The sequence below is a fragment of the Sphingomonas abietis genome (assembly GCF_027625475.1).
Taxonomy (GTDB): domain Bacteria; phylum Pseudomonadota; class Alphaproteobacteria; order Sphingomonadales; family Sphingomonadaceae; genus Solisphingomonas; species Solisphingomonas abietis.
In genome coordinates, this window is sequence record NZ_CP115174.1 from 3,923,054 (window position 1) to 3,944,629 (window position 21,576).

Genomic DNA, 21,576 nt, shown 5'->3' on the forward strand with positions numbered 1-21,576 from the left:
CCGTCGCCTCTTATAGCGTAGGAATGTGGCAAGGGGGAGACGGCACGAGTCGCGCGTGGGGCAAAAGCAAGGCCGCCGCGATTCCAAAGGGGTATTGCGATGCGTCGATCACGGGCTGCCTTCCTCGCTTTTTCCGCTCTCTCCGTCGCGACGGCCGGCCGATCGCAAACGCCGCCGCCGGAGGGCGGCGACCAGGAGATCATCGTCGAAGGCCACACGCTCGACGCGAAAGAGATCGCGCAGGCGGTCAGGACGATCTCGCACCCGGAATCGACCGGCGGCTTCGACTCGCAATATCCGCGCTGGACCGACCGCGTGTGCGTGCTCGTCGCCGGCTTTCCGCTGGAAGGCGCCCAGTTCATCGCCGATCGGGTCGGCCAGGTCGCCCGCGGCCTCAAGCTGGATGTCGGTGAGCCGGGCTGCACCCCGAACGTCTTCATTCTGGCGACCAACGATCCGACCAAGCTGATCGCGACCCTGCGGCTGAAACGACATTCCCTCGTCGATGGCAAGGATGTGCCGGTGCTCCGGCAGGTGCAGGAAAGCCATGACGCGGTGCGCTGGATCGGCGCGACATCAATGAGAGGCTCGGAAGGGGAGCCGCCGACGCTGAACGGATTTGCAGCGGACGGCCGCGCCATACCACAGACGAACAGCTATAATGGTGGATCGCGATTGGTCGCCGCGACGCGCATGGTGCTGAGCCGCGAAACCATCGTCGTCGATACCACCCAGACCGACGGCGTGAATTTCGGCCAGCTGGCGGATTATCTGGCCTTCGTCACGCTCGCCCAGCTCAATCCGCACGCCGGCGCTCCCGGCGTCAATTCGATCCTCTCCCTTTTCCCGCGCGGGAATCATGCGCCGGCGGGGCTGACCGCCTTCGACAAGGCATATCTGAAGGGATTGTACAAAAGCACCGTGAACGCCGTCGGCACCGTGCAGCAGAGCCAGATCGAGACATCGGTGTCCGATGCCGTCGGCACGAAGAAGCATGGCACCGACAGGCAAGGTGCCGATCCGCAGGGCCAGTGACGCGCTCACCGTCACCGCAACCCGTAGCTGTCCGCCAGCCGATCGAGCGCCAGCGTCAGCACCACCCGCCCGGCCCGCGCCGGCCAGCCGAGCGCGCGCTCGGTCGCCTCCATGCCGTCGCCGGCGCAGACGATCCGCCACAGCACATCGCGCAGGCCCGGCCCGACCGCGTCGAGTGCCGCCTCCATGCGCCGCCTGGCGGACATCTGGGCGAGCGTCGGATCGAGTCCGTCGCCGGTCGAGCGCGCCCCGGCATCCCAGCGCATCGTCACGCGCGGGGCCATGCCGGCGATCGTCCAGTCGCCGCGCAGCCGCTCGCCCGCCTCGAACTGGCGGGCATCGACCAGCCCGCGGGCGCGAAGCCAGCCCAGCGGCGATTCGGCCAGGTTGACGGTGACGCTGCGTGCCAGCCGCGTCCGTCCCGCCGCTGCAGCTGTCGATGCAGCTGTCGACGCCGAAACCGATCCGGATCGGCGGACGGCGCCGTCCTGCGGCAATGCCCGCTCGACCAGCAGGCGCCGGCCGTTATCGCCGCTCGTCTCGACCTTCCGCACCCGCGCGCCCGATCCGCCACCCATCGATTCGTTCCCTTTATGTTCAGGATAGTCCTCCATTGCCACAGAGGATATGCTGTAGGAAAGCAAATAACCTATCCGGTTAGGAAATAAAGTTGATCACCCGTATCCGCGACGTGCGCAAGGCCAAGGCGCTGACGCTGGCCGAAGTGGCCGAACGCTGCACGCCGCCCACCACCGCGCAGACCATCGGCCGCCTGGAAACCGGCACCCGCACCGTCTCGGTCGGCTGGCTGAACCGGATCGCCGACGCGCTGGGGGTCGATGCCGCCGATCTCGTACAGTTGCCGGACACGGTGGACCTGCCGGTTGCGGCGATCCTGGGCGCGGCCGGCGCGGTGGCGCCGCGCCAGCCGCTGCTCGCCACCCCGCCACGCCCGGACGCCGGGGCGCTGGCCTTGATCGTCGAAGCGGGAGCCGGCGATTATCGCGCCGGCGACACCGTGTGGCTCGACCGCCTCGCCCCGGACCATTTCAGCCAGGCGCTCAACCGCGACGTGCTGCTGCCCCGCCCCGCCGGCCGTTTTCTGTTCGGGCGGCTGATCGGACGCGATCCCGGCAAGCTCCACATCCTGCCGCTGAGCCATGGCGGCCGCCAGCAGGTGATCGCCGACCCGCCGTGGCTCGGCCTCGCCACCCGCCTCGTCCGCACGCTCGCCTGACCGCCGGGGACTTGCCGGCCTGCCGCTTTCGATCAGCGCGGCTTCTTGGCGATGGTCGCGGTGAAATCGGGATCCTTCTTCGCCACCCAGTCGACGAATTTGCGAACCGCAGGGTGGGCCAGCAACGCCTCCACATCCAGGCCATGCCGCTGCAGTTCGGAATTGGTGAAGTTCGCGATCAATGTCTGCTGGCAGATCGAATGCATCGGCACGACGTCGCGGCCGCCCCGGCTCTTGGGCACGGGATGATGCCAGACGATCGTCTTGCCCATCGGCCGGCCGCAGAGCCAGCAGGAGACCGCCGGCACCTGCGCCTCTTCGAGCGCGGGGACTTCATAGGAACCATGTCTGGAATGTTTTCGGGCCATGAACTTACCTGAGCGGGAGGAGGCTATCGCTCCCATCTATAGCGACCGCCCATTGCTGCCCATTCCCAAGATGGAGCGATAGCTACCACCGGGAACGCGGGCATCGCTCGCGCGAATCGAGCGACCGACGCTGCCGGGCGCAGCTGGTGGCAACTGAGCGGGCGGCCAAGGTGCGCAGTCTATGGACCTGCGCGGATGCTCTGCTGCAAACGGGCATCAAGCCTGCCCGCTGTTGATCTTAACCCCGTAGGCCCGAGCTAGCCCAAGCCTACAGCCTTGCGAAGCGCATCATCGATCCGACTTTGCCAGCCGGGTCCGCCTGCCTTGAAGCGGTCAAGCACGTCCGGCGAGAGGCGGATTGTTGTGCTGACTTTCGTCGGCTTCCGCTGCGGCCCCCGCTTCGATTGTGCCAGTTCGGGGAACGCTTCGGCGAAGGGCTTCGCCTCGGCGAAATCTGCCGCCGTCCATTCGGGATTGTCTGACACGGCATCGAGATCGGCCTGTGTGTATTTCGGTTCGGTCATGGCATCAGCCTCCTTTCCTTCCGGCTGGCGGGCCGGGCCGAGATGATCGAGATACCCTCGGTTCCCAGTGCGAGAAAGATCACCGCAATCTTGCCGTTCAGTTCCCCGAAGGCTGCGAAGCGGCCTGCGCGCGAAGGACGGACGATGGCAGAGGCGAAGAAGCTTTCGCCGATGTCAGCGAAATCGATGCCATGCTTGGCAAGGTTCGCTTCGCGTTTCGGTTCATCCCAGACGATGATCACCGGCTTTTTGTAGTAACGATAAGAGGTGCTGTCAACCCAAATCGTACCTACAATATAAGCTGAAAGTTTTACAGCCCGGAGCTAGCGCATTGACATGAAATGGCCGATTTTCGAGGCGTTTTACAGCAAGGGCCGCAGAAATCCGCCATTATGCCCAGCTTGGAAGGCTGGTAGTGCCGCACTCGGGAATGGCGCGGCACCGTTTTAATACTGCATTCGCCCGGGAAGATCAGAATCCTGCATCAGTCGCCAGTGCAAGGCGCCGCGCGACCAGACGGCATCGGGGGTAAGCTGATCCAAATCAGCAAGGCGATGCGGTTGGGTTGTTCGGGACTCTCCGGTTCCTCCGTTCCTTTTTCAGCCCCACCGAGGCCGCTCAACGCCCTCCCTTGCATCCCGCCCAAACCCCGCTATCAGGCGGTTTCCAACAGAGTGGGCGGTTAGCTCAGCGGTAGAGCGGCTCGTTTACACCGAGCGGGTCGGCGGTTCGATCCCGTCACCGCCCACCATCACCGGCCCCACCGTCATCCGGCCTCACCCCCGTCCGGTCCCGCCATCATCCGGCCTCACCGTCCGACAGTCGCGCATCCCGCACTCAACCGGCAACGGCGATCACACCGCGTGCGGCGGCCAGATAGCCATCCATCCCCGCCGAGGCCTGATCGCTCAGCCCGATGAACATCCGGCGGCCGTCTCGCGGGTCCGGCTGGCGGACGAGCAGCGCCTGTTCGGTCATCTGGGCGATCCAGCGCAGCGCCGTCGTCGCCGGCACTGCCGCCGCGATGCACAGGCTGGACACCGCGACCATCCGCCCCTCGATCCGCGCGATCGCGAGATCGAGCAGGATATCCCAGGCCGGATCGGCGAACAATTCGGGCATGAAATGCTGCCCGCGCAATTTCCGCAGGCGAATCAGCGCGCGAACCAGCGACGCGTTCCCCACCGCGCCGGCATGGGGCGGCTCCGCCAGAGCCTGCTCCATATCGCTGGCCGAAAGCGCGGCGAGTGCGCGTGCGATGCGCCCCACCTCCTCGCTCAGTTCGGCGAGGCGGCGCTTGCTGGAGGCGCCGCCATCCTCGACCCACGGGCATGGTGGCGCGACCAGGTCGGCGACCGCGCCGGCCAGTTCGGCGTCTCCGGGGTCGACCAGAATGCGGGTGCCGCCATGCTCCAGCCAGCCCGTCACCACGTCGATCAGTGCCGGGCTCACGATCAGGATCGAGAAGAGCCGCCCCGCCGGCCCGGCCCATCTGGTCCAGCCGGACCAGCAGCGCGTCCAGCGCCGCGCCGCGATCCTCCCGCAGATCGATGATCACGCCACCCGCATGCGCCTGCCCCGCCACCGCCTCGCGCTCGAACTGGCCGAGCGCATCCCCGATCGGCGCATTGGCCACGATCCGGCCGCCGGCCCGCGCGACCACCTCCGCCACCATCAGCCGCCGCTGCGGATCGTCGCCGAACAGCAGCATCGCGGGTGCCCAGATCCGGCGATAGACGATATCGGTGGGAAGCGCGTTCATCGAGACCTCCGTTCCATTTCCGTTCCAATATCGCACCAGAACGGACGAGGGTCATCAGGAAAACGGATCCGAAACGGATTTAATCGCGCGCGAAACCACACCGCGCAGAGCGAGGGATCAGGCGATCTGGCCCCAGGCCGCCGCGATCTCGGCGATCATCTCGCGCGCCTGGATGATCGGCTTGGGATCCTGCTGCATCGTGCCGGCGGTCACCAGCCGGCGCGCCTCGCGATAGATGGCGGCCAGCCCGCCGGCGATCTCGCCGCCCTGCTGGTGATCGAGGCTCGCTTCGAGCCCGAGGATGATCGTGGCGATCCGGCCCTTGCGCTGGATCGCGGCGACCCGCGTCAGCGTGCCGTTGGCGGACAGCCCTGCCGCCAGCGTGTCGAGATGCTTGAGCAATTCCTCGAACAGCACGGCAACCAGCTGGTGCGGCGACGCGGCTTCGACGCGGGCGCCCAGATCGGCATTGGCATAGCGCTGCTTGGCCACGGCATAGCCGGAACTCGCGAACATCGATTACTTCCTACTCTGGTGATGCTGAATCAGGAATCAGACTTGGTCCACAGATCGACCTGCTGGGTGAGATAGCTGGAGGTCGCCTTGTAGCCGCTGACGAGCGTGTTCATCTGGGTGAACTGGGTGACGAGCCGATCATGATAGACCGTCACCTGCGCATCCGCCTTGGTGAGCTGGTCGGCCAGGTTGGTCTTGGTCGTCGCCAGGCTCGCTTGCAGGGTGGCCAGCGCGCCGACGGGCTTGCCCGACGAGTCGGTCGCGGTCAGCGAGTTCAGCACCGCCTGGAGCGCGCCGCCCAACCCCTGGTTGATCGTGATCGTCGCCGAGGTCGGGCTGCCGGACAGGATCTGGAGCTTGAGGCCGTCGGCGCCGCTGCCCGAGGCCGCGGTCAGGTTCCAGCTGCTCGCCGTCATGGCGACGCCACCGATGCTGCCCGATGCATTGCCGCCGCCGGTCGCCGGGGTGATCCCGGTGACCTGGAAGACGCCCGACGTCGTCGCCCCTGCGGTGCTGGTGACGAGCACCTTGGCGCTGCTGCTCGATTGCGAGGTGACGAACATCGATTCGACGTCGTCGGGATATTGGGTGAGCATGGTGTTCAGCGCCGTGCTGTCGACCGAGAGCGTGCCGTCATTGCCGGTCTTCACGCCCAACTCGGCCAGCGTGCGGATCGATCCGGTGGCGTTGAGCGGCATCGTCGTCAGCTGGGAAAGCTGGGTCTTCAGCGTCCGCATTGCCGCATTGCCGCGCAGCGGCCCGGCATCGGCGCTGCCGGTCGCGGCCGCCGTCGCCGTGTTGATCTCGGTCAGCAGCTGGTTGTAGGCGGACACGAAATCATTGACCGCCTCGGTGATCGCGTCGTTCGGGCGGGTCGAGGAGAGGTTGATCGTCCCGGTCTTCACCAGCGTCATCGACACGCCGGGGATCACGTCCGAAAAGCTGTTGGAGGCGCGCGAGACGGTCACGCCGTCGACGGTGATGCTGGCATCCTGCGCCGCCTGCGTCTGGGTCAGGCCGCCGGTCGCGGAGCCGCCATAAGCGAGGCTGGACAGCGACACCCCGCCGTCCGGCTGGGTCGCGGTCGAATCGTCGGACGAGGCCAGCGAGAAGGACTGCGCGGCCCCGGTCGCGCCTTTCAGCACCAGCGTCGACGTGCCGTCGGAGCCGGTGATCACGCTGGCGGAGACGCCCGCGCCCGCCGCGTTGATCGACTGGGCGATGCCGGACAGCGTGTTGTTGCTGCTGTTCACCGCGATCGACACGGGGGTGCCGGTTCCGACCGTCAGGGTCAGCGTGCCGGTGTTGAACGGCTGGCTCGACGTATAGGCGGCCGATTTGACCGACTGCGCCTGCGCGATCGCGTTCACCGTCACCGACTGGTTGAGCGCGCCGACCGGCGCGCCGGCGACCGCCGAGACGGTCATCACGCTGGTATCGGACGAGACCGGCTGGGTCTGGAGCGACCCCCCGGAGATCAGGGTGTTGAGCGAGCTGGAGAAGGTCGAGAGGTCGCTGGCGATCGATGCCACCGATGAGATCTGCGCGGTGTTCGCGGTCTGCTTGGTGGTGATCGGCGTCTCGGTCGAGCTTTTCTGCGCCGCCGTCAGGCTGGTGATCAGCGACCCCGTATCGATGCTCGCGCCATTGGCGTTGAGGCTGCTCAGGATGCTGGCGCCGATCGACGCGGAGCTGGTCGTCGACGATGCGGTCGACGTCGTCGCGGCCGTACTGGCGGTGCTGGCACTGCTGGATGTGGCGCTCGTCGTGGTCATGATCGTTCCTTCACCTTCAAGAACGACCATGGACCCAAAATCTTTATGTCCGGTTCATTCCGTTTACCATTTTCTCAGCGGAGCAGCTGGCGCACGGCCGCCGCACCGAGATGCGCCTGCGCCCGGATCGACACGGCCCGCTGGGCGAGCATCAGCTGGACGACCGCACTGGCGGAGACCGTGCCGGCCACATCGTCGGGCGCCGCGGCCTCGCCAGCCTCCAGCCCGCGCAATTCTTCGATAGTGCCCAGCGCGGCGCGGATCCGGCGGCGGTTCTCCGCCAGAATCTCCTCGTCGCGCGCCTCGTCGTCGATCGGCAGCGGCTCGCCGTTGGCGACCCGCAGCGCATCGAGCCAGCGCATCCGCTTCTGCCGGCCCTCGAGGGTACGACGGGCATTGGCGCCGGCCGCGATGGTCATCGCCACCGCATCCGCCCGTGCCACCGCCGTCACCGCCTCGATCATCGAATGCTCCCGGTTTCCCGGAACGGAGAACGGCAGCGGGGATGGAAACTTTAGTCGCAGCCCGAAAAAATTATTCGGGTTCGCCATTCTCGTCGAAACGGACCTCGCCCGGCACGTCGATCTCGGGCTGGCTGCGCCCCTCGGCCATCGCGCGGTCGATGTTGAACACGAAGGCCAGCACCGTCGCGACCGCGATATAGAGATCCTCGCGGATGATCTGCCCCGATCGCGTGGTGAAGTAGATCGCGCGCGCCAGCTGCGGATAGCGCAGCATCGGCACGTCGAACTCCTCGGCCAAAGCGCGGATCGCATCCGCCGTGGCACCGCGCCCGCGCGCGACCACGATCGGCGCCGGATCCTGCCCCGGCCGATAGCGCAGCGCGACCGCGAAATGGGTCGGGTTGGTCAGCACCACGCTCGCCTCGGCGACCTGCGTCCGCGCCGATCGCCGCGCCGTCTCCATCTGGCGACGGCGGATCGCACCCTTCAGCTCTGGCGAACCCTCGGACTGCTTGTGCTCCTCCTTGACCTCCTGCTTGCTCATCCGCAGGCGGGCGGTGCGGCGGATCATCTGGACGGGCACGTCGACGCCGGCGATCAGCACCAGCCCCATCGCCATCACGATCACCGCATAGACGAAATCATGCCCGACCGCGATCATGCTGGAGGCGATGTCGCCGCGGCCCATGGTGGTGATCTTGGCCATGCGGGAGGATAGCAGCCACCAGCCGATCGCGCCCATCACGACGATCTTCGCCAGCGCCTTCGACAGTTCCACGATGCCCTGCATCCCGAAAATGCGCTTGATGCCGCTCAGCGGATTGATGCGATCGCCCTTGAACGCGATCGCGCCCCAGCGGAAACCGAAGGCGCCGAGCAGCGCCGGCGTGCCTACTGCCGCCGCGATCGTCGCGCCGAACAGCAGGAAGACCGGCACCGCGATCGCCCCCATCCGCGCGAGGATCGCCTGGCCCGGCTCGAAATCGTCGATCGCGCTCCGCCCGAAGCTCAGCGATCCGCGCAGCAGCTCGGCCAGCGCCTGCACCAGCAGCGGTCCGCCGAGCGCGAGCCAGCCCGCGCCGACGATCATCACCAGCGCGACGCCCAATTCCTTCGACTGGAGGACATCGCCCTTGTCCGACGACTCCTTCAGGCGTTTCTGGGATGGGGCTTCCGATTTCTCGCCGCTGTCGCCGCCTTCGGCCATCTCAGCCTCCCTTCGCCGTGACGAGGGAACGCGCGAGATCGAGGCCGCGTTCGATCGAGGTGGAGATTCCCTCGCCGATCGCGGGCGCCGCAACCGCGAGTAGGATCACGCCGGCCAGGATGGTGGCCGGCATACCGACGGAGAACAGGTTCATCGCCGGCGCCGATCGCGCCAGCATCGCCATCACCACCTGCACCAGGATCAGCGCGAAGCCGACCGGCAGCGCGATCGCCATGCCGGCCGCGAACATGTCGCCGCCGAACATCAGGATATCCTGGATCTGCCCCTGCCCCATCCATGCGTGCCCCGGCGGCAGCGAGCGGTAGGAATCGACGATGACCTGGATGAGCGCGAGATGGCCGTTCATCGCGAGGAACAGGAAGGTGCCGAGGATCGACAGGAACTGGCCGAGCGCAGTCGACGAGGCACCGGACTGCGGATCGACCATCTGCGCGAAACCGAGGCCCATCGAGTTGCCGATCACCTCGCCCGCCATCATCGCCGCCGCATAGCCGAGCTGCACCGCGAAGCCGAGCGCGAGCCCGGTGACCACCTCGCCCGCTACCAGCGTGAAGCCGGCGACGGTCGCGATGCCATCCGGCGGCAGATCGAACGGCACCTGGCTGATCGCCGGAATGCCGACCGCGAGGCTGATGATCAGCCGCACCTGGATCGGCACATTCTGCGCGCCGAAGACCGGGGCGGCCAAAAACGCCGCGCCCGGCCGGATCATCGCGACGAGGAAGACCCAGAGCTGCGCTTCCAGTCCGACAATGCCGGTCGGCAGCATCGTCTATCTCAGCAGATCGGGGATGCGGTGGAACATGTCCCGCGTGAAATCGGCGAGCAGCGTCACGATCGCACCGCCGAACAAGGCGATGCAGATCGCGACGATGATCAGCTTGGGGACGAAGGCCAAAGTCTGTTCGTTGATCGAGGTCGCCGCCTGCACCATGCCGAGGATCAGGCCGGCGACCAGCGCCGGGATCAGGATCGGCGCGCAGGCCAGCGCCAGCACCCACAGAGCCTGCTGGGCGACGCCGATGAAATAGTCCGTGCCGACGAGCGGTTCCATCAGAACGGCCTTACTGCAAACGAACCGTTCGTGCCGAGCGAAGTCGAGGCACACGCCCCGCACGCCGCGCCGGCTTCCCGTCCCTCGACTTCGCTCGGGACGAACGGGAGGAGAATGGCGCTCACTATCCGAAGCTCGACGCGAGGCTGCCCATCGTCAGCGCCCAGCCATCGACCAGCACGAACAGCAGCAGCTTGAACGGCATCGAGATGATCGTCGGCGACAGCATCATCATGCCGAGCGACATCAGGGTCGTCGCCACGACGAGATCGATCACCAGAAAGGGCAGGAAGATCAGGAAGCCGATCTGGAACGCGGTCTTGAGTTCCGACGTGACGAAGGCGGGCAGCAGGATCGTGAAGGGGATATCCTCCGCCTTCTCCACCTTGGGCGCATGGGCGATGTCGGTGAACAGCTGGATGTCGGTCTTGCGGACCTGGCGCACCATGAAGACGTGCAGCGCATCGCCCGATTTGGCGATCGCCTGTTCGAGCGGGATCTGGCCCTGCCCATAAGGCGCGATCGCGGTCTGGTTCACCTGATCGATCACCGGCCGCATGATGAACAGGGTCAGGAACAGCGACAGGCCGACCAGCACCTGATTGGGCGGCGTCTGCTGGAGCCCGAGCGCCTGCCGCAGGATCGACAGCACGATGATGATGCGGGTGAAGCTGGTCATCATGAGCAGCAAGGACGGCAGCACCGTCAGCAGACTCATCAGGACGAGGATCTGGAGCGACAGCGACAACGGCTTGCCGTCGCCGGAGACCTGGCCCAACGCCTTGTTGAGCGCCGAGGCCTGCACCGCTCCCGGCCCCGGCGGGTTCACCGGCCCGGTGCCCGGCGCCGCCTGCGCGAAGGCGGGATGGGCCAGCAGCAATGCGATCAGCAGTCCGGCGACGAGCAGCAGCACCGACATCGCCCAGCGGCGCCGGATCATCATCGCGGCCACCTACACGTCCCCGTCGTCGATATATTGCTGGAATCCGGTGATCGGCGCTTCGGCCAGCACGTCCATGCGTCCGCGCGACACGCCGACGAGGATGCGCTTGCCCTCGAACTCCACCACCGCGATGCGGCCGCCGGTGGCGCCCATCGGTACTGCATCGACCACCCGCACCAGCTTGTCGCGCTGGCCGCCGATGGCAAGGCCCGGCTGGAACTTGCGCAGCAGCCACAAGGTGCCGACCGCCATGCCGGCGACCAGCGCCAGCATCACCACCACGTTGAGCAGATAGGTCCAGGTCATGCCCGGCGTTCGAGCCCCGCGAGGCGCTGTTCCGCCGCGATCACGTCGACCACGCGGATGCCGAACCGGCCATTCACGGTCACGACCTCGCCCTTGGCCACCAGCGTGCCGTTGACGAGGATGTCGAGCAGCTCATTGGCCTGCCGGTCGAGCTCGACCACCGAGCCTTCGCTCAGGTCGAGCAGTTCCGACAGCTTCAGCGAGGTGGAGCCCACCTCCACCGACAGCCGCAGCGGAATGTCCGCCAGCAGCCGGAAATTGCGACCGGCCGAGCTGTTCGGATCGTCTATGCCCGGGAAGGCGCCATCACTCATGTCGTTCAAGTCCTTTGCCCCCGGCCCTGTCCGCGCTGCCGATCGTCTCGATCTGGAACGCTGCCCGCCCTTCCTGCTCGCCGATCGTGCCTTCCGCAAGCCGTCTGTTGCCGACGATCAGCGGAACCCGCGGCGAAAGCGTGATCGGGATCACGTCGCCGACCTTGAGCGCCATCAGCTCCTGCACCGAAAGCGTCGGTCGCGCGACCACCGAGCGGACCGGGAAGGAGACGTTCTCCAGGGCGCGCGCCATGCGGTAGCGGAATTCATTGTCGATCGGGCCGGCTTCGGCGTGGATCTTGGCGGCGAGCTGGGCTTCGTGGGCGCGCATCGCGGTCAGCGGGAAGACCAGATCGATCGTCGTCGCGCCCGGCCCGCCGCCGGAGATCGAGAAACGCTGGATGACCACCGCCTCGTCGCCTCGTACCAGGCTGGCATAGCCCGAATTGGTCTCGCGCGACGCGAGGCTGGGCTCGAGCGGCACGATCTCCTGCCACATCTCGACCACCGCGCCGGTGATCGCATCGGTCAAACGGGAGAGCAGCCGCTCCTCGGCGGCAGTGAATTCGCGCTTGCGGCTGGCGTTGGGCGAGGCCGCGCCGGTGCCGCCGTAGAAGGCATCGACCAGCCGGCTGACATAATCGGGCGCGATCGCGATCAGCATCCCGCCCTTCATCGGGCGGAGGCGGTAGAGGCTGAGCGAGGTGAATTCGGGCAACGCATCGCGCCACGTCTCGAAGCGCGAGGTGAGTGCGGCTTCGGCCTCCACCTTGGGCTTCACCCGGACGAACGGCTCCAGAACGTCGCGCAGGCGCCGCGCCAGCCGTTCGCCGACCCGGTCGAGCCCCGCCAGCCGGGCACCGGGGCGCAGCGCCTCGCTGCCGAGCGCGAAGGGCTGGGCCTCCCTGCTCGGCCCGCTTACCCTGCCCACACCGGGATTGTCGCCGTTACTGCCAGGCTCCTTCGCCACGCTCGCCCCTCATGTCACCCGCCACCCTCTTACTGGATGATGAAGTTGGTGAAATAGACATCATCGATGCCGCCGTAACCCGTTTTCGAGATCAGCACCTTGTTCATCGCATCGCGGAGCTTGGCCTGGAGCGCGACCTTGCCTTCCGGCGTGCCCAGCACGAAGGCGTCCTGGTTGGCCAGCGTCTCGAGCACGGCCGAGCGGATCGGCATCTCATTGTCCTTGAAGCCGTCCAGCACCTTGGCGTCGTAGAAGGTCGAAACGCCGAGCGAGAGCTGGGCGATGCCATCGGTATCGCGCAGGTTCGAGGTGAAAGGCTGATCCATCGTGTAATAGGACGCCTTGTAGCGACGCGGATCGGGCTGGAAGCTGCCCACCGTCTTGTCCTCCACCGTCGGATCGGCGCTCTGGCCCGCGCGCAGCACCAGCTTGGGCGCATCCGGATCCTCGTGCGACTTGGCCTTGGCGCCGCCCAGGCCCATGCCGGCCGCGAACATGCCACCGGCGACACCACCGCCGACGAGCACCAGCGCGCCGACGATGATGATGATCAGCTTCATCTTGCCGCCCTTCTTCTTGGGCGCGGGGGCTGCGTCGTCACTCATGCTCGTTCCTATGCGTATATGCCGTCGGCGGGCTCGGCGGCGGAGGCGACATCCGCCCCGCTCGTTCCGGCATCCGCCCGACCATCGCTGCTCTGGTTAATGGCAATTGGTTGCGATCGGGTTTGCGAGCGGCCGTTATCCCGGCCATTATCGCCGCCACCGGCCCCGGCCTGCGACGAAAAGCCGCCGTCGCCGCGCGAATCATGGCGCTGTTCGTGCTGCGAACCGCCGCCGGACGAACGCGAATCACTGCCGACATCGACCTGCGCATTGGCGATGTGGATACCTTGTGCCCTCGCCTCCGCCACCAGCTGCGGCCTCGCATCCGCGAGTATCGCGCGCGCCGATTCGCTGCTGGCGGTCAGCGTCACCGCAGCGCCATCGACGCCTCGCGCCAGTTCGACCTGCACGGTGCCGAGATTCTGCGGCGCGACCTGGAAGCGCAATGTGCTCGACGCACTGCCGGTAGAGGCGATGTCGCGAGCAAGACCATCCAGCCAGGCTCCCTGCTTGGCGAGATCGAGCTGGCGATCGGCCGCGCCATCGGCGAGCTGCTGGGACGCATCGGGCGTGCCCGTGGTCGAGGCATCGCCCTTCGCGCCATCCGCCTGCGTCATATCGCCGGCCTGCGTGGATATTGCCGCCGCCAGCGAATCGATCGAAGCGGTCTTGTCCGCCCCATCGCGCTTGCGGGTCGATGCCGCAGTCGTGCGTGTCTCACTGGCCTGTACGGCGACGGGATTGGCGGCGGCGCGCGCCGCCATCAGCGCGGCGGTGCCGGTCAGTGGTGCCGCCGTGTCGGCTTGCTGGGCGGCTGACGGCGCGGTGGCAGGCGCCGGGTCGGGCGCCACGGCGGGCGCGTCCATCAGAACGGCCTTGCCTTCCTGCCCGGCGGCAGCGGCAGCCTTGAGCGCGGCGAGCACCGGTGCGGCGAATGACGGATCGATCAGTTGGGCGGTGGTGGGATCGGTCGCGGCATCGGCTGCCGACGCCTGCGTGCCGTCATCCGCGACGGTCGCGACGGATTCCTGCCCCTTCGCCTTGGCCGTTTTCCCGTCCGATGCGTCCTTCGTCGCAGCATTCGCCGCCGTGGACTGCGCCGCGGCCGCCGAGGCCGCCTGATCGCCATCCGCCTTGATCGGCGTGGAATCATCGTCGTCGCGATCGTCCTTGGACTTCGCCTTGGTGGACTTTTCGGCCTTGCCGGCGTTGCCCTGATCGTCGCCGTCGTCGCGCCGCGACGAGGCCGGCGTGGCGGCAGGCTTGCTTGCCCCCGCCATCACGCTGGCGAAGGCGGATGGCGTGTCGGCCATCGCTGAGGCCGTCTGCCCGCCGTCCGAAGACAGGCCGGCGCCGGAAAGAAAGGATATGCCGGACACGCTCATGCATCACCCTCGAAACCGCGCGATGTGCGCGAACGGACATGGGCCGCGGCGCGGCGTTCGGCCAGCGCGTCGGCATCGCTTTCGGCGCGGGTCACGAGGCGATCGGCGCTCTCCTGGCGGATACGGGCCTCGACCCGCTCGGCCGCCTTGGTCGCGACCACCGCGCGGGCGCCGGCGATGGCATCGGCCAGGCCGAAGCGCGCAATATCGAGGCGATGAGCGAGCTCGCCCCGTGCCGCGAGCGATTCGGACAGCATCGATCCCATCCCGGTCGTCAGGCTCAGGCGCAGATCGAGCACGCGCGCGGCGCTGTTCTCAAGCGATTCGAGCTGGGATTCGGCGGCGGCGGCAGCGCCTGCGGCCATCACATGCTCGACCCGGCGGACCCGCGCGATGCGCTCGCGGCGTTTGACGATCGCGCTCATCGGCCAAATCTCTCGATCAGCTCGGCAGAGGCGAGCGGCAGGTCGATGCGATCCTTGGGCTTCTGCTTGAGGAAGGCGAGGATCTCCTGATGGCGCGCGATCGCCTCGTCGATGGTGGGATCGGAGCCGGCCTTGTAGGCGCCCATCAGGATGAGGTCGCGATTCTCCTCATAGACCGACCACAGCCGGCGGAGCGCCGAGGCGGCCTCGGCATGTTCGTCGTCGACGATGTCGGACATCACGCGGCTGAGCGAGCGACCGACGTCGATCGCCGGGAAGATGCCCTGTTCGGACAAGGTGCGGGACAGGATGATATGGCCGTCCACGATCGCGCGCGCCGTATCCACGATCGGATCGTCGCCATCATCGCCATCGGCCAGCACCGTGTAGAGCGCGGTGATCGAACCGCCCGAATGGGCGTCCGCACCCGCACGCTCGATCAGGCGCGGGATCATGCCCAGCGCCGAGGGCGGATAGCCCTTCATCGTCGGCGGTTCGCCCAGCGACAGGCCGAGTTCGCGCTGGGCGTGGGCGCAGCGGGTCAGCGAGTCGATCAGCAGCAGCACGCGCAGGCCCTGCGCGCGGAAATATTCGGCGATCGCGGTGGCGCGCATCGCGGCGCGCAGGCGCAACACCGGCGGATGATCGGCCGGCACCGCGACGACGACGCTCTTCTCGCGCACGCCCGGCACCAGCTTGGTGGCGAGAAAGTCGGAGACTTCGCGGCTGCGCTCGCCGATCAGGCCGACCACGATCACGTCGGCATCGGCACCCTGGATCATCTGGCCCATCAGCACCGACTTGCCGACGCCCGAGCCGGCGCAGATCGCGATGCGCTGGCCGACGCCGGCGGTGAGCAGCGCGTTGATCGCGCGCACGCCCATGTCGAAACATTCGGTGACGCGCGAGCGGTCGAGCGGATTGGCGGGCTTGCCGGCCAGCGGCCAGGTCGCCGACGCGCCGACCGGGCCGAGACCGTCGAGCGGCTGGCCGGTGGCATCGATCACCCGGCCGAGCAGTTCGGGGCCGACCTCGGCGATGCCGCCGCGCGAATCGGGCTCGACGCGGCCGCCGCTCGAATGCGGGGCCTCGCCGTCCAGCGCCATCATCAGCGAGCGATCGCCCTTGAAGCCGACGATCTCGGCGCGGGTGGCGTGACCATCGGCATCGATCACCCGTACCGACGCGCCGACCGGCAGCGAGAGGCCGGTCGCCTCCAGCATCTGGCCATCATAGGAAACGAGCTTGCCGATCCGGCGCGGGCCGGCATCGGGTACGGCGAGGCCGTTGAGCAGTTCCGCCGCGCGGTCTTCGAGCAGGGTCATCGCGCCGCCGCGATCCGGTCGAGCGACGCGCGCAGGCGTTCGAGCCGCAGGCCGGGGCTGTCCTCGATCGAGCCATTGGCGGTTTCGAGCCGCAATTCGCCCGGCGCCAGCGTCGGATCAGCCTCGGCCGCGACCGGCAGCTCGGCGCCGTCGAGGCGGGCGAGATCGGCGGGGTTGAGCTTGAGGATGGCAGGCCGGGTCTCGTCGCCGATCAGCGCGGCGGCCGCCTGCGCGCGATCCATCAGCGTCTCGCGGCACACCTCCACTTCGCCGACGACCTGATGGAGCAGCCGCTCCACCGTCGCCGCGATCATCATGCCCAAGCCCAGCGTCGGCTCGGTCTTCAGCGATTCCAGATTGGCGGCGAGTTCATGCAGAGCCTGACGCTCCGCATCGGCCTCGCGGCGGCCTGCCTCGATGCCGGCGGCGAAGCCCTGCGCCATCGCCTCGGCACGGATCGCCTCGATATCGATCTCGGGCTCGGGTTCCGGCTCGGGAATCTCCATGACGTCCTCCGGCGCCTCGAACGCCTGGCGCAGCGCCTGCCCCCAGGAGACGAAGGGCGCCGGGCCGCTCGCATCGGGCTGGGTCCAGACGGAGACGCGCTGCGCGCCCGCGAAAGCCGGATTAGACATAATCTTCGCCCTTGCCCCCGAGGCTGATCGTGCCGGCTTCCGCCAGCTTGCGCGCGATCGCGAGGACCGCCTTCTGGCTTTCCTGCACTTCGGCGAGGCGCATCGGCCCCCGCTCGGCCATCTCGTCCTGGATGGACTGGGCCGCGCGGCTCGACATGCAGCCGAACATCTTGTTGCGCAGGTTCGGGTCGCAGCCCTTGAGCGCGACGATGAGCAGCTCGTTGTCGACCGACCGGAGCAGCGCGCCGAGATCCTTTTCGGTGAGCGCGTTGAGGTTGTCGAACACGAACATCTCGTCCTCGATCGTGCGGGCGAGATTCTTGTCGAGCTTGGCGAGCTGGCGGATGACGCGCTGCTCGGTGGTGGTGCGCGTCGAATTGACGATCCGCGCCGCCTCGTTGGGTCCGCCGCGCTTGGGCGCCGAGCCCGATGCGCCGGCCTTGTTGACCTGGCGGAGCAGCAACCGCTCGAGATCGTCCAGCGCTTCGGACGACACGGTGCCGAGCGTGGCGACGCGGTAGACCACGTCCGCCTGCACATCCTCGTCGAGCAGCTGGAGCACGTCGGCGGCGATGCCGGCTTCGAGATGCGCGAGCACGATCGCGGCGATCTGCGGATGCTCGCTCTCGACCAGCTGGGCGATCGTCTTGGCGTCCATCCACTTGAGCGAGTCGAGCGAGGAGGAGCGCGTTGGCGGGGTGATCCGGGCGAGCATGTTCTCGGCCCGCTCGGCGCCCAGCGCGCGCTCCATCATGTTGCGGATCTGGCCGTCGGCGGCGAAGCCGATGGTGGTGCGCTCGCGGGCCCGGCCGACGAACTGGTCGAGCACCTCGTCCACCTCATCCTCGGAGACGTCGGCGACCTCGAACATCGCGGTGCCGAGCTGCTGCACTTCGTCGGGATCGAGCCGGCCCAGCACCTGGGCCGCCTCGTCCTCGGCCAGCAGCATCAGCAGGATCGCGGCGGCGCTGGAGCCCGACGGCGCGGCAAGGGCGGCATTGGCGGGGGCGATCTCAGGCATTGGCGGCTTCGGCCTTGGGCATGTCGGCGCGGATCAGATCGCGGACGACCAGCGCGGCGCGATCCGGATCCTGACGGACGAAGTTGCGGATGAGCGCGGCGCGGGCGGCGTAGCCCGGTGCGCTCTCGATCATGTCGAGCGTCACCGCGCCGGCCGGCGAAGCGGCGGCGGCCTCGGCCTGCTGGGTGCTCAGCATGGCGGCGATCTCCTTGCCGACCTGGGCGCGCTCCTTGGACTTGTTGGCGATCTTCTGGTCGACGACGGTGGCGCGGCGCTTGAGCATCGGGCGGCCGATGCCGAACACGATGATCGCGGCGACGGCGAGCGCGGTCAGATTGCGCGCCATCGTCATCACCCAGGCGCCTTCATACCATTTCGGCGCGGCGGCGGCGGCGGCATCGACCGCGACGAAGGTCTGCTGCGAGACCGAGACGCTGTCGCCACGGGCCTGGTCGAAGCCGACGGCGCCCTTCACCAGATCCTGGATCTGCTGCTGCTGCTGCGCGGTCAGCGGCTTGCCACCGGCCGGCTGGCGCAGCGCCACGGCAACGGTGAGGCGATGCACGGTGCCGACCTGGTTCTTGGTGACCGACACCTGATGGCCGAGCTGATAGCTGCGGTTATAGGTCTCGTTGGTCTTGGCCTGGGCCGCGGCGGCGGCCTGCCCCGGCGCCGTGCCGGGTGCCTGCGGGCCGGCCGGAGTCGGCTGGCCGTTGGCGGTGGCGGCGGGCTTGGCCGGCGCCGGTGCGGTGTTGGAGATCGCGCCGGGGATGCCGGTGGCGGGCGCATTGGCGCCGCCGGTCGGATCGTTGGTCCACTGGCCCTGCTCGGTCGCGATCATCGCGCCGTCCTTGGGATAGCTCTCGGTGGTCGAGGCGGCCTCCGTGAAGTCCATGTCGGCATGGACCTCGGCGGTGAAGTTGCCGTCGCCGACGATCGGGCTGAGCAGCGAACCGAGCGACTGGCGATAGCGATCCTCGACCTTCTGCTGGATCAGCACCTGGCGATCGGTCGCATCCTGTCCGTCGCTGTTCTGCGCGCTGAGCAGGCGCCCCGCCTGATCGACCACCGACACGCCGTCCGGCGTCAGACCGGCCACCGAGGAGGCGACGAGGTGGATGATCGCCTGCACCTGGCTGTCGCTGAGCGAACGACCCTGGTTGAGCGTGAGCATGACCGAGGCCTGCGCCTTCTGGTCGTCGCGCAGGAACACGCTCGGCTGGTCGCCGGCGATGTGGACCTTGGCGGACTGCACCGCGTCGATCGCCTCGATCGTGCGGGCGAGGTCCATCTCCTGCGCCTGCTGGAGGCGCGCCCCCTCGACGGCGCGGCTGGCGCCCATCGGCAGGCTGGAGATCAGCGTGTCGCCATCGGGCGCCGCCTTGGGCAGGCCCTGCTGCGCGAGCAGCATCTTGGCGCGGTAATAGCTTTCTTCCGGCACGGTCAGCGCGCCGGTGTCGTTGTCGACGGTGTATTTGATCCCGGCAGTGTCGAGCGCCTGCACCACCGCCGCCTTGTCGGCATCGCCGAGCCCGGAGAAGAGGTTGCGCTGCGGGCCGGTGTGCAGGAACGCCCAGGCCATCGCGGCGGCGACCAGCACGCCGAGCAGGCCGAGCATCGGCATCGCCTTGGCGATCGCCGGCTGGCGCGCGATGTCGGTGAGCTTCGCGAACGCATCGGACTTGCCGAGCGCGCTGAGCGGCGCCGGCAGGTTCCGGCTGGCGGGAACGAGTTCGTTGGGGGTGGCTGCGATCTCGCTCATATTACACCGACATGCTCATGATGTCCTTATAGGCGGACAGGAGTTTATTGCGGACTTGCAGGGTCGCCTGGAAACCAACCGAGGCCTTCTGGCGGGCCAGCATCACCGACGCGATGTCGGTGGTCTCGCCACGCTCGTAGCTGTTCGACACGTCCTCGGCCTGCGACTGGAGGCCGTTGACCTGCTGGAGCACGCCCTTCAGCGTCGCGCCGAAATCGGTGCCCGTGGCGCCCGTTGCCGCGGTCGCCGAACCCGTGCCGCCGATCGAGGCCGGGGTGATCGCGGCGGGGCCGGTGGCGGCCGCCTTCTGGAGCGCCGAATTCTGCTGGAGGATCTGGTTCCTCAGCGCCATCAGGCTGGTCGGGGTGATCGTGGTCATCGCCTATATCCTCAGGCCGCCTGCCGCTCACGCATTTCTGCGAGGCGGTAGCGAAGGGTACGCTCGGAAATGCCGAGCCGGGCGGCGGCGAGCAGGCGCTTGCCGCCCGCCTCGTCCAGCGCGACGCGGATCGCCTCGGCTTCGGACGCGCGGGCGACTGCGGCGAGGTTGCCGGCGGCCGGCGCGATGGAGGCCGGTGCGACGGTGCTCGGTGCGACGGCGGCCACCACCGACAGCTGCGGCACGACTTGCGCCATCACCTCGATGGCGAGATCGTCGGCCTCGATGCGGTCGCCCATGCGCAGCAGCAGCGCGCGCTGGATGACGTTGTCGAGTTCGCGGACATTGCCCGGCCAGTCATGCGCCATCAGCCGGTCGAGCGCGTTGGCGGTCGGCCAGGCGACGCTCTCGCCCTCGCGGGTGTGGCGCAGGATCAGCGCAGCGGTAATCGCGCGGATATCGAGGCGGCGGGCCTTCAGCGGCTTGAGCGCCAGCGGCATGACGTTGAGACGCCAGTAGAGATCGGCGCGGAAGCGGCCCTCGGCCACTTCGGTCGCCAGCTCGCGGTTGGCGGCGGCGATGATGCGGACGTCGATCTTGACCGGCTGGGTAGCGCCGACCGGGAGCACTTCGCGCTCCTGGATGGCGCGCAGCAGCTTGGCCTGGAGCACGATCGGCATCTCGGCGATCTCGTCGAGCAGCAGCGTGCCGCCCTCGGCCGCGCGGAACAGGCCTTCGGAGGCGCCGGCAGCGCCAGTGAAGGCGCCCTTGGCGTGGCCGAACAGGATCGCCTCGAGCATGGTATCGGGGAGCGCCGCGCAGTTGACGGCGACGAAGGGCTTGGCGGCACGGGGCGACGCGGCGTGGATGAAACGGGCGATGCCCTCCTTGCCGGTGCCGGTCTCGCCGAGGACGAGCACGGTGGCATCGGAGCAAGCCACTTTCTCTGCCAATTTCAGGTAGATCGCGCTTTCCGGTTCCCCGACGGCTGGGCGAACGACGGGGCGGACCAGTTCGGCAATCATCGCCAGGCCGAACGCCATGTCGTCGAAACCGAAGCGGATGCGCGCGGGCATTCCCTTAGACGAAAGTATAAGGCTCGGAGCGACATTTTCGCCGCTCTCGATCAGGATATCGCGGACGGTGGCACGCGAAATCTCGTCCGCCGCCAGAATCCTGATCTCGTCGCGCGCCGGGTTAACCGCGATGTCGATCGGCCGCACCGCGATTCCCACACCGGCCAACCAGGCCCCGAGGGCCGGATTTTCCTGCATTGCGCGGGCACTGAGGCCGATCTGCTTCATGGAAGTTCCCCCGCCGACAAAGTGTCGACCAGGGCAATTTCGCCGATCACGGCAAACAAATGGTTAACGCGCCCGCGCGCCCTCGCATGTGAGCCCGTACACGCCCGGTGGAATCCCGCCTGTATGACGGGCTGGCGCGCGCGCAGGCGCCGTTTGGTTGGCACCCATGGTTAACGGGGCGGTGACAAAAAACATCCGGGCCGATCGCTAAAAGTCACCCGACCCCCGTCGTTACCCGG

At 67.9% G+C, this 21,576-nt stretch carries 27 protein-coding genes and 1 tRNA gene; 4 read left to right on the forward strand and 24 right to left on the reverse strand.

Features of this window, described 5'->3' with window-relative positions; all coding sequences use genetic code 11:
• Nucleotides 1-99: 99 nt before the first annotated feature.
• Nucleotides 100-1,035 (forward strand): hypothetical protein, encoded by a 936-nt coding sequence (locus PBT88_RS18370; RefSeq protein ID WP_270076743.1) that lies wholly within the window; start codon nucleotides 100-102, stop codon nucleotides 1,033-1,035.
• 11 nt (nucleotides 1,036-1,046) lie between these two features.
• Here the strand turns inward: PBT88_RS18370 and PBT88_RS18375 are convergent, their stop codons facing one another.
• Nucleotides 1,047-1,613: a DUF6456 domain-containing protein gene (locus PBT88_RS18375; RefSeq protein ID WP_270076744.1), complete on the reverse strand. Its 567-nt coding sequence runs from the start codon at nucleotides 1,611-1,613 to the stop codon at nucleotides 1,047-1,049.
• A gap of 92 nt (nucleotides 1,614-1,705) precedes the next feature.
• Between PBT88_RS18375 and PBT88_RS18380 the strand changes: the two genes are divergently transcribed.
• Nucleotides 1,706-2,272 (forward strand): helix-turn-helix domain-containing protein, encoded by a 567-nt coding sequence (locus PBT88_RS18380; RefSeq protein ID WP_270076745.1) that lies wholly within the window; start codon nucleotides 1,706-1,708, stop codon nucleotides 2,270-2,272.
• A 32-nt stretch (nucleotides 2,273-2,304) separates the two neighbouring features.
• Here PBT88_RS18380 and PBT88_RS18385 read toward each other — a convergent pair whose 3' ends face one another.
• The 3 genes from PBT88_RS18385 to PBT88_RS18395 form a co-directional block, all read right to left on the reverse strand.
• On the reverse strand, nucleotides 2,305-2,640 hold the full coding sequence (locus PBT88_RS18385; RefSeq protein WP_270076746.1) for a hypothetical protein: 336 nt from the start codon (nucleotides 2,638-2,640) through the stop codon (nucleotides 2,305-2,307).
• Nucleotides 2,641-2,897: 257 nt separating this feature from the next.
• Nucleotides 2,898-3,164: a BrnA antitoxin family protein gene (locus PBT88_RS18390; protein WP_270076747.1), complete on the reverse strand. Its 267-nt coding sequence runs from the start codon at nucleotides 3,162-3,164 to the stop codon at nucleotides 2,898-2,900.
• Complete coding sequence (locus PBT88_RS18395) at nucleotides 3,161-3,406, reverse strand: BrnT family toxin (RefSeq protein ID WP_270076748.1); 246 nt, start codon at nucleotides 3,404-3,406, stop codon at nucleotides 3,161-3,163. The genes PBT88_RS18390 and PBT88_RS18395 overlap by 4 nt, the downstream gene beginning before the upstream one ends.
• A gap of 434 nt (nucleotides 3,407-3,840) precedes the next feature.
• Between PBT88_RS18395 and PBT88_RS18400 the strand changes: the two genes are divergently transcribed.
• A tRNA-Val gene (locus PBT88_RS18400) sits at nucleotides 3,841-3,915 on the forward strand.
• Nucleotides 3,916-4,001: 86 nt separating this feature from the next.
• On the opposite strand, the gene PBT88_RS18405 is transcribed toward PBT88_RS18400, so the two are convergent.
• The gene (locus PBT88_RS18405) at nucleotides 4,002-4,616 is read right to left on the reverse strand and encodes a winged helix DNA-binding protein (protein WP_270076749.1); all 615 of its coding nucleotides are present in this window, start codon (nucleotides 4,614-4,616) and stop codon (nucleotides 4,002-4,004) included.
• Nucleotides 4,617-4,714: 98 nt separating this feature from the next.
• On the opposite strand from PBT88_RS18405, the gene PBT88_RS18410 reads away from it, so the two are divergent.
• On the forward strand, nucleotides 4,715-4,900 hold the full coding sequence (locus PBT88_RS18410) for a hypothetical protein (RefSeq protein WP_270076750.1): 186 nt from the start codon (nucleotides 4,715-4,717) through the stop codon (nucleotides 4,898-4,900).
• A gap of 143 nt (nucleotides 4,901-5,043) precedes the next feature.
• Here the strand turns inward: PBT88_RS18410 and PBT88_RS18415 are convergent, their stop codons facing one another.
• The 19 genes from PBT88_RS18415 to PBT88_RS18505 all read right to left on the reverse strand — a co-directional run bounded on the left by PBT88_RS18415 (nucleotide 5,044) and on the right by PBT88_RS18505 (nucleotide 21,337).
• Nucleotides 5,044-5,442, reverse strand: a complete 399-nt coding sequence (locus PBT88_RS18415) for a flagellar export chaperone FliS (RefSeq protein WP_270076751.1) — start codon at nucleotides 5,440-5,442, stop codon at nucleotides 5,044-5,046.
• A 29-nt stretch (nucleotides 5,443-5,471) separates the two neighbouring features.
• The gene (fliD, locus tag PBT88_RS18420; protein WP_270076752.1) at nucleotides 5,472-7,217 is read right to left on the reverse strand and encodes a flagellar filament capping protein FliD; all 1,746 of its coding nucleotides are present in this window, start codon (nucleotides 7,215-7,217) and stop codon (nucleotides 5,472-5,474) included.
• A 74-nt stretch (nucleotides 7,218-7,291) separates the two neighbouring features.
• Nucleotides 7,292-7,681 (reverse strand): hypothetical protein, encoded by a 390-nt coding sequence (locus tag PBT88_RS18425; RefSeq protein ID WP_270076753.1) that lies wholly within the window; start codon nucleotides 7,679-7,681, stop codon nucleotides 7,292-7,294.
• 70 nt (nucleotides 7,682-7,751) lie between these two features.
• Nucleotides 7,752-8,888: an EscU/YscU/HrcU family type III secretion system export apparatus switch protein gene (locus tag PBT88_RS18430; protein ID WP_270076754.1), complete on the reverse strand. Its 1,137-nt coding sequence runs from the start codon at nucleotides 8,886-8,888 to the stop codon at nucleotides 7,752-7,754.
• Between the two features lies 1 nt (nucleotide 8,889).
• Nucleotides 8,890-9,678, reverse strand: a complete 789-nt coding sequence (fliR, locus tag PBT88_RS18435; RefSeq protein ID WP_270076755.1) for a flagellar biosynthetic protein FliR — start codon at nucleotides 9,676-9,678, stop codon at nucleotides 8,890-8,892.
• A 3-nt stretch (nucleotides 9,679-9,681) separates the two neighbouring features.
• On the reverse strand, nucleotides 9,682-9,963 hold the full coding sequence (gene fliQ, locus PBT88_RS18440) for a flagellar biosynthesis protein FliQ (RefSeq protein ID WP_270076756.1): 282 nt from the start codon (nucleotides 9,961-9,963) through the stop codon (nucleotides 9,682-9,684).
• 124 nt (nucleotides 9,964-10,087) lie between these two features.
• Nucleotides 10,088-10,906: a flagellar type III secretion system pore protein FliP gene (fliP, locus tag PBT88_RS18445; protein ID WP_270076757.1), complete on the reverse strand. Its 819-nt coding sequence runs from the start codon at nucleotides 10,904-10,906 to the stop codon at nucleotides 10,088-10,090.
• Nucleotides 10,907-10,915: 9 nt separating this feature from the next.
• Nucleotides 10,916-11,212, reverse strand: a complete 297-nt coding sequence (locus tag PBT88_RS18450) for a FliO/MopB family protein (RefSeq protein WP_270076758.1) — start codon at nucleotides 11,210-11,212, stop codon at nucleotides 10,916-10,918.
• The gene (fliN, locus tag PBT88_RS18455; protein WP_270076759.1) at nucleotides 11,209-11,526 is read right to left on the reverse strand and encodes a flagellar motor switch protein FliN; all 318 of its coding nucleotides are present in this window, start codon (nucleotides 11,524-11,526) and stop codon (nucleotides 11,209-11,211) included. The genes PBT88_RS18450 and fliN overlap by 4 nt, the downstream gene beginning before the upstream one ends.
• Nucleotides 11,519-12,496 carry a flagellar motor switch protein FliM gene (locus PBT88_RS18460; RefSeq protein WP_270076760.1) on the reverse strand — a complete coding sequence of 326 codons (978 nt, stop codon included), beginning with the start codon at nucleotides 12,494-12,496 and terminating at the stop codon, nucleotides 11,519-11,521. Before PBT88_RS18460 ends, fliN begins: the two co-directional genes overlap by 8 nt.
• A gap of 29 nt (nucleotides 12,497-12,525) precedes the next feature.
• Nucleotides 12,526-13,101: a flagellar basal body-associated FliL family protein gene (locus PBT88_RS18465; protein WP_270076761.1), complete on the reverse strand. Its 576-nt coding sequence runs from the start codon at nucleotides 13,099-13,101 to the stop codon at nucleotides 12,526-12,528.
• An 8-nt stretch (nucleotides 13,102-13,109) separates the two neighbouring features.
• Nucleotides 13,110-14,486 carry a flagellar hook-length control protein FliK gene (locus PBT88_RS18470; RefSeq protein ID WP_270076762.1) on the reverse strand — a complete coding sequence of 459 codons (1,377 nt, stop codon included), beginning with the start codon at nucleotides 14,484-14,486 and terminating at the stop codon, nucleotides 13,110-13,112.
• Nucleotides 14,483-14,911 (reverse strand): hypothetical protein, encoded by a 429-nt coding sequence (locus PBT88_RS18475; RefSeq protein ID WP_270076763.1) that lies wholly within the window; start codon nucleotides 14,909-14,911, stop codon nucleotides 14,483-14,485. The genes PBT88_RS18470 and PBT88_RS18475 overlap by 4 nt, the downstream gene beginning before the upstream one ends.
• Nucleotides 14,908-16,236, reverse strand: a complete 1,329-nt coding sequence (locus PBT88_RS18480; protein WP_270076764.1) for a FliI/YscN family ATPase — start codon at nucleotides 16,234-16,236, stop codon at nucleotides 14,908-14,910. Before PBT88_RS18480 ends, PBT88_RS18475 begins: the two co-directional genes overlap by 4 nt.
• A complete protein-coding gene (locus PBT88_RS18485) occupies nucleotides 16,233-16,871 on the reverse strand; it encodes a FliH/SctL family protein (RefSeq protein WP_270076765.1) in 639 nt (212 codons plus the stop codon). Before PBT88_RS18485 ends, PBT88_RS18480 begins: the two co-directional genes overlap by 4 nt.
• Nucleotides 16,864-17,892: a flagellar motor switch protein FliG gene (gene fliG, locus PBT88_RS18490; protein ID WP_270076766.1), complete on the reverse strand. Its 1,029-nt coding sequence runs from the start codon at nucleotides 17,890-17,892 to the stop codon at nucleotides 16,864-16,866. Before fliG ends, PBT88_RS18485 begins: the two co-directional genes overlap by 8 nt.
• Nucleotides 17,885-19,654, reverse strand: a complete 1,770-nt coding sequence (fliF, locus tag PBT88_RS18495; protein WP_270076767.1) for a flagellar basal-body MS-ring/collar protein FliF — start codon at nucleotides 19,652-19,654, stop codon at nucleotides 17,885-17,887. The genes fliG and fliF overlap by 8 nt, the downstream gene beginning before the upstream one ends.
• Before the next feature lies 1 nt (nucleotide 19,655).
• Nucleotides 19,656-20,033 carry a flagellar hook-basal body complex protein FliE gene (gene fliE / locus PBT88_RS18500; RefSeq protein WP_270076768.1) on the reverse strand — a complete coding sequence of 126 codons (378 nt, stop codon included), beginning with the start codon at nucleotides 20,031-20,033 and terminating at the stop codon, nucleotides 19,656-19,658.
• Between the two features lie 11 nt (nucleotides 20,034-20,044).
• Complete coding sequence (locus tag PBT88_RS18505; RefSeq protein ID WP_270076769.1) at nucleotides 20,045-21,337, reverse strand: sigma-54 interaction domain-containing protein; 1,293 nt, start codon at nucleotides 21,335-21,337, stop codon at nucleotides 20,045-20,047.
• Nucleotides 21,338-21,576 lie beyond the last annotated feature (239 nt).